Annotated in this window: 5 protein-coding genes, 1 tRNA gene and 1 pseudogene; 3 read left to right on the plus strand and 4 right to left on the minus strand. The window is 64.8% G+C overall.

The annotated features are described in order from the left end of the window. Positions 1 to 148: 148 nt before the first annotated feature. Positions 149 to 1,558: a CDP-alcohol phosphatidyltransferase family protein gene (locus tag RMO89_RS19145; protein WP_310535176.1), complete on the minus strand. Its 1,410-nt coding sequence runs from the start codon at positions 1,556 to 1,558 to the stop codon at positions 149 to 151. Between the two features lie 138 nt (positions 1,559 to 1,696). Between RMO89_RS19145 and RMO89_RS19150 the strand changes: the two genes are divergently transcribed. From RMO89_RS19150 to RMO89_RS19160, 3 genes are all read left to right on the plus strand, one after another. Next, complete coding sequence (locus RMO89_RS19150; protein WP_310535177.1) at positions 1,697 to 2,584, plus strand: CDP-alcohol phosphatidyltransferase family protein; 888 nt, start codon at positions 1,697 to 1,699, stop codon at positions 2,582 to 2,584. 67 nt (positions 2,585 to 2,651) lie between these two features. After that, positions 2,652 to 3,875, plus strand: coding sequence for a M20 family metallopeptidase (locus RMO89_RS19155; RefSeq protein WP_310535178.1), 1,224 nt, complete (start codon positions 2,652 to 2,654; stop codon positions 3,873 to 3,875). Between the two features lie 58 nt (positions 3,876 to 3,933). Continuing rightward, positions 3,934 to 5,535 (plus strand): long-chain fatty acid--CoA ligase, encoded by a 1,602-nt coding sequence (locus RMO89_RS19160; protein ID WP_310535181.1) that lies wholly within the window; start codon positions 3,934 to 3,936, stop codon positions 5,533 to 5,535. A gap of 126 nt (positions 5,536 to 5,661) precedes the next feature. Here the strand turns inward: RMO89_RS19160 and RMO89_RS19165 are convergent. From RMO89_RS19165 to RMO89_RS19175, 3 genes and pseudogenes are all read right to left on the minus strand, one after another. After that, positions 5,662 to 5,738, minus strand: a tRNA-Arg gene (locus RMO89_RS19165). Positions 5,739 to 5,779: 41 nt separating this feature from the next. Beyond that, on the minus strand, positions 5,780 to 5,938 hold the full coding sequence (locus RMO89_RS19170) for a hypothetical protein (protein WP_310535180.1): 159 nt from the start codon (positions 5,936 to 5,938) through the stop codon (positions 5,780 to 5,782). 39 nt (positions 5,939 to 5,977) lie between these two features. Continuing rightward, positions 5,978 to 6,236, minus strand: a pseudogene (locus RMO89_RS19175) (MFS transporter); the annotation flags it as partial.

The following is a 6,236-nucleotide window of genomic DNA, read 5'->3' on the forward strand; positions in this document are numbered from 1 at the left end:
TAGCCGCACACGCCCCAACAAATTCGGTGCCGAATCGGGCCTTTTCCCTTACGGAAAGCAGCCGCACCCCGGCAATGTGCCTGCGCAATGCAGGCCTACTAGCATAGCACAATCGCATGGTTGATCAAACGTTATGCCGCCGCCGCAGTCATTTTCCTTTTTTCAGAAAGGCATAGTCGGTGCGCCGCAGGTTCGCGGCCATGACCGGCGAGGCTTCGCGCGCGGCCTGACCAAGACGGATGAAGAAGCGCCACTGCATGAAGAAGAACGTGATCACGCTGTAGATGGCGATCATCACGAAGCCGGCTTCCCATGCTCCCAGCAGGACGAAGGGGATCAGTGTCCACATGAACGTGTTGCGCCGGCCGGATACCAGCCGGAAGCGGCGCTCGATCGTGCCTGCGTCATCCAGCTGGCCGCCCGTCACCCGGCGGTAGAATTCGCCCTGCACCACCTCTGCGAGCGCAAACAGAACGATCAGCGCGCAGGCCGCCCAGGCCCAGCCATCGTTCAACCATGCGGCCATGCAAAGGTAACAGGCATATTCGACGATCTTGTCGGCAACGTGCTCAAGGTCACCATAGGGGGAAAAGTCGAGCCGGGTGCGCGCCAGTTTTCCGTCGAGCCCGTCGAGAGGGCCGATCACCAGAACCAAAGCCAGCGCCAGCGGCCAGGCTCCGTTGGCAAAGCACCAGGCTGCATAAAGCCCGAGCAGAAAAACGAATACCGACACCATGTTCGGCGTAATCGGAGTGGGCAGCAGCAGCCGGGTCAGCAGGTTCTCGAGCGGCGGATGAAAAAAGCGCGCCGGCCAGTCAAGGCAGCCCTTTTGTGCCGACTCGAGGAGGACTGCGGTGCCGGCGCGCCCATCTGCCGCACTGCGCAAGGGAAGCCAGACCATCGGCAAGTGCCGCCGCCGCGCAGGGGCATAATCGTCAAGGCTGGACAGATCATGGTGCTGAACCGCCGAAGCTGAGACTGATTCAAGACCTTGGCCGAACATTCCCGAAGTGAGGGTCCGGGTGAGCGTTCCGGCCGGAAAGATCGCCAGGCCGGCTGACTGCGTCTTTACTACATCGCGCGTTGCTAGAACCGGGCGCGGCGCAGACTGCAGGCCCACATCGCCAAAGAAGGCCAGCAGCATCCGCTCATCGACCAGCAGCCCTTCGTCGATGGCCAGGGCGGTCCGCCCGGCAACCGAATCCGTCAGCTTTTCCGCCGAATCGGCAACCGTCAGCTCAAGCTGGTCGCGCGCTGCTTCCCGCCGGGCGTGATCGAGAGCGAGCCCCTGCCCCTCGCCCAGCGCCAGCACCACGCGCGTCACACCCAGCGCATGAAGCTGGCGAATCTGCCGTCTGATGATGGGAATGCCGCCAGTCCGTAGCGACGATACCGGCGCGCCATCAGCAAGGCTCACGGCAAATACGAGGCCGACGATCTCACCGGGATGCGGTGCCGGACCTGCCATGGCAACGCCGGCTTCGGCAGAGGCGGCATCAGCGAGAGCGTCGCCGGACAGCGACTTCAATCCCGGAGAAAGCGGCGGCGAATACTTCACTGGGTAGGCTAGTCCGTCGTAATCCAGGGAGCAGAACTCCTGTCGATGCCCCCTGTTCCTTGGTCCCCAAGCCCTATATGAGAAGCACATTGCGCCGGGTGGCAAGATACAATTTCGGGGGCGTTTGCAGTTTCTGACATGAACACAGGCCTGACAAAGCGGCCCCTGCGCAAGCGCGAGCTGCAGGATTCGCTCAACCATTACCTCTATCATCCGCTCGCTTGGCAGCTGGCGCGGTTGCTGGCGCGCACCCCGATCACGCCGAACATGGTGTCGGTTGTCGGCGCGATGTTTGTCGTCGGCGCGGCCTATGCCTACGCCCAGCCGGTCTATCCGCAGGCTGCGCTGATCGGCTTGCTGCTGCACATGACCTGGCACGTGGTCGACGGTGCGGACGGCGATCTGGCGCGCCTGACCGGCCGTTCAAGCCCGATCGGCGAGATGGTTGACGGGCTGTGCGACTATCTCAGCCATGTCGTGCTGTACCTGACGCTCGGCTGGCTGCTCAGCCTGTCACTGGGCGGCTGGGCCTGGGCGTGGATGGCCGTGGCGGGCATCAGCCACGCGGTGCAATCGAACCACGTCGAAGTGCAGCGCCGGCAGTATCAGTACTGGGTCTATGACACGCCGTGGATCCGCCACAACCACGACGCGGACTCGGCGACGGCGAAGAGTCCTTTCGCGGCGCTGGTCAACGCCTACCTTGCGGTCGCCAGCGGCATGACCCCGCACGCGCTGCGTATCGATGCCGCAGTGGAAGCGGCCAAGGGCGATGCGCAGCGGCTCGAAGCGATCCGCGCCCGGGTCCGCGCCGAAGCGCCGCCGCTGCTGATGCTGTGCAAGTTCCTCGGCCCCAACCCCCGCGCGATCGTGCTGGGCGTGTCGATGCTGGCGGGCGGGGCCGGGTGGCACGGCGCGCTGTACTACTTCGTCTATCAGGCGGTGCTGCTCAACGTGTTGCTGGTGATTTCGGTTCGGGCACACAACAAGGCCGCCAAACGCATCGCCGCCCAGATCGGCGCCTGACCGGCAAGTCGCAGGAACAGTTCAGGCGGTCTCTCGACAGCGCCAAGCGGACGGCTATCATGCCGCCATGCTCACCTGCGACATCCTGAACAAAGCCCGCGCCATCGAACCCGAGATCGTCGCCCTGCGCCGCGCGATCCATGCCGATCCGGAGCTGGGGCTCCACACCCCACGCACCAGCGACAAGGTACGCGCCGCGCTTGCCGGACTGCCGCTCGAATGGCGGCATGGCCCTTCGACCACCGGCATGGTGGCAACTCTGAAGGGCGAGGCCGGAGCCTCAAATGGTAATCCGGTCCGCCGCGTCCTCCTGCGCGGCGACATGGACGCGCTGCCCATGCCCGAGGAAACCGGGCTCGATTTCGCCTCGAAAATCGAAGGCGCGATGCACGCCTGCGGACACGATGCCCACACGGCCATGCTCGTCGGTGCCGCACGCCTGTTGTGCGAGCGTCGCAGCAGTCTTGCAGGCGAAGTGCAGTTCATGTTCCAGCCGGGCGAGGAAGGCTGGCACGGCGCACGCTTCATGCTCGATGACGGCCTGATTGATCCCCTGCCCGATGCCGCCTTTGCCCTCCACATCATGCCCAATGCCCCGCACGGCGTGATCGCCGGCCGCACCGGGCCGCTGCTCGCCGCCGCCGACCAGCTCGAGATCATTGTTGAAGGCGCGGGCGGACACGCCTCGATGCCGCACCAGACGCGCGACCCGGTTCCCGTCGCGGCGGAGATCGTGCTTGCCCTGCAAACGCTCGTCACGCGGCGTTTCAACGTCCACGATCCGGTCGTGGTGACGATCGCCAGCCTTACCGCCGGTTCGGCTCACAACGTGATTCCGGACCGCGCCGTGCTCAAGGGCACGATGCGCACGCTGTCTGCGGCCCACCGCGCGGAGCTGCGCGATGCGGTGGAACTGCTCGCCGTCGGTATTGCCGGTGCGCATGGGCTGACCGCCAAGGTTACCGTGCTCGAAGGCTTTCCAGTGACTATCTGCGACGGCGCGGCGGTCGATTTCGGCGAGCGCATTTCGCGAGACATGCTGGGCGAAGGCGGCTTCCAGCGCCTTGCCGACCCGATCATGGGTGCGGAGGACTTTGCCTATGTCCTCGAAAAGGTGCCCGGCGCGATGTTCTTCCTCGGTGTCGCGCCGCAGGGCGACAACTGGGCGAGCTGCTGCGGCATCCATTCGACCCGCATGATGATCGACGAAGGCGCCATGCCGATCGGCTCCGCCCTGCTCGCCGCGCTGGGCGAGCGGTTCCTTGCCGAGGGCTTTGAATCAAAGACATAAACTCGCATGCAATATAGCCCCAACGAGGGCGGAGAGGGAAATGGACGTGCTGGGAGCAATGCAGGCCACCATGCAGGATTGGGACTTGCGGGTCGAACATATCGTCGACCACGCAGCGCGCGAACATGGCACGCGCGAACTGGTGACGCGCTGGGCCGATGGCAGCGAGACGCGCACCACCTGGGCCGGCATCCGGCTCGATGCGCTGAGGATGGTGCAGGCGCTGCGCAAACTTGGCATCAGCAAAGGCGACCGCATTGCTACGCTGGCGATGAACCACCATCGCCACCTGATCACCTGGTACGGCGCGGTCGGCGTTGGCGGGGTGCTCCACACGATCAACCCGCGCCTGTTCGACGACCAGCTCGACTATATCGTCAATCACGCCGAGGACCGCGTGCTGTTCTACGACGCGGTGTTCCAGCCGATCGTCGACCGGATGAAATCGCGCTGGCCAACGATCGAGCATTACATCTGCTTCGATTCCGCCGTCCATGCCCCCACCTTCGAAGACTGGATCGCACCCGAGGACGGCGACACGACTTGGGACCTCGGCGATGAACGCGACCCCTGCATGCTTTGCTATACCAGCGGCACCACCGGCCATCCCAAGGGCGTACTTTACACCCACCGTTCGACGATGCTCCACGCGCTGACCAGTGTGCAGCCGTCAATCTTCGATTTCGATGCGCGCACCGTGATGCTGCCCATCGTGCCGATGTTCCACGCGGCGAGCTGGGGCCTGCCATGGGGCGGCGCGGCCTGCGGGGTGAAATTCGTGTTCTCCGCCGTGAACGACGGCAAGGTGCTGTGCGAGCTGATCCAGAACGAGGGCGTGACTCATTCCGCCGGCGTTCCGACCGTCTGGCTCGCGCTGTTTCAGCACCTCGACACGCACGGCGGAGAGCTAGGCCGGTTGCGTCACATCATCTGCGGCGGCTCGGCCATGCCGCGCACGATGATCGAACGCTTCATGCGGCTGGGGATCAACGTCGCCCACGCCTGGGGCATGACCGAGACCTCGCCCATCGGCACCACCGGCACCAAGCCGTGGAACTGGGACGACATGACCTTTGACGAGCAGGTTGATGCCAAGGTGATGCAGGGCCGCGTGCCCTTTGGCGTTGAACTGCGCTGCCTTGACCTCAGCGACCCGGACCGCGTGCTACCGCGCGACGGCAGGACTTCGGGCGCGCTGCAGGTGCGAGGGCCGTGGGTGATCAAGCGCTATTTCAAGGCCGAGGAAGATGCCGCCCAATCCCCCGAACAATGGTTCGACACCGGCGATGTCGCGGTGATCCACCCCGACGGCACGCTGCAACTGACCGACCGCACCAAGGACGTGATAAAGTCTGGCGGCGAATGGATCAGCTCGGTCGAACTCGAAAATGCCGCAGTCGGTCACCCCGCCGTGGCCGAAGCCGCAGCCATCGGCATCATCCACCCCAAGTGGGACGAACGCCCGATCCTCGTCGTCGTGCGCAAGCCGGGGAGCGAGGCCACAGCGGACGACATCCGCGAATTCCTTGCTGCAAAGGTCGCCAAATGGTGGCTCCCCGACGCGGTCGAATTCGTCGAAGACCTACCCCACACCGGCACCGGCAAGATCAGCAAGAAAGACTTGCGCGAACGGTTCAGGGACTACCGATTGGTGGAGTGATGGTGCACCCGACTGGATTGGGCACGCGCTTTGCGCGCACCCGTCTCCGCTTCGCTCCGACTTCGAACGGGGACCGAACCTTCTAGAAACACCAAAGGGGCGACCCTCTTTCGAGGGCCGCCCCTTTGGTGCACCCGACTGGATTCGAACCAGTGGCCTACGCCTTCGGAGGGCGTCACTCTATCCAGCTGAGCTACGGGTGCATGGCTGCGCGGTTAGCAGAGCGAGGGCGGCGTTGCCAGAGCTAATCTTTTGCCAATGCCAGCCCGTCCGGATCGGCAGGATAAGTGCCCATTGCGAGGAACAGCACACCGGTTAGCGCAAGCAGCGGCAGCATGGTCCACAGCACGATATCGTAGCTGTGCGACACGTCATAGACGAGGTGTGACAGCGCCGGCGCCATGCCGTGGGCCGCCAGCAGGATGCCGCCGATCGTGCCGAACTACGCGCCGAACCGCTTCACCCCGAAGTGCCGCGCGGCGAGATAGGCGCAGGCGTCGTACTCCGCCCCGGCGCTCAGGCCGACAAGGAAGCAGGCCGCCCCGGCGCTTGTCATGTCGCCTTGCGAGGACAGCAGGATGGCGATGGCGGCGACCGGCAGCAGCATCGATCCCGCCGCCACGTAACGCGCTTCGAGGTGATCGAGCATTACCCCGCCGAGCAGCCGCCCGATCATCGAGCCCATGCCGATCAGTCCGGCA

Source organism: Novosphingobium sp., from assembly GCF_031424035.1.
Lineage (GTDB): Bacteria > Pseudomonadota > Alphaproteobacteria > Sphingomonadales > Sphingomonadaceae > Novosphingobium.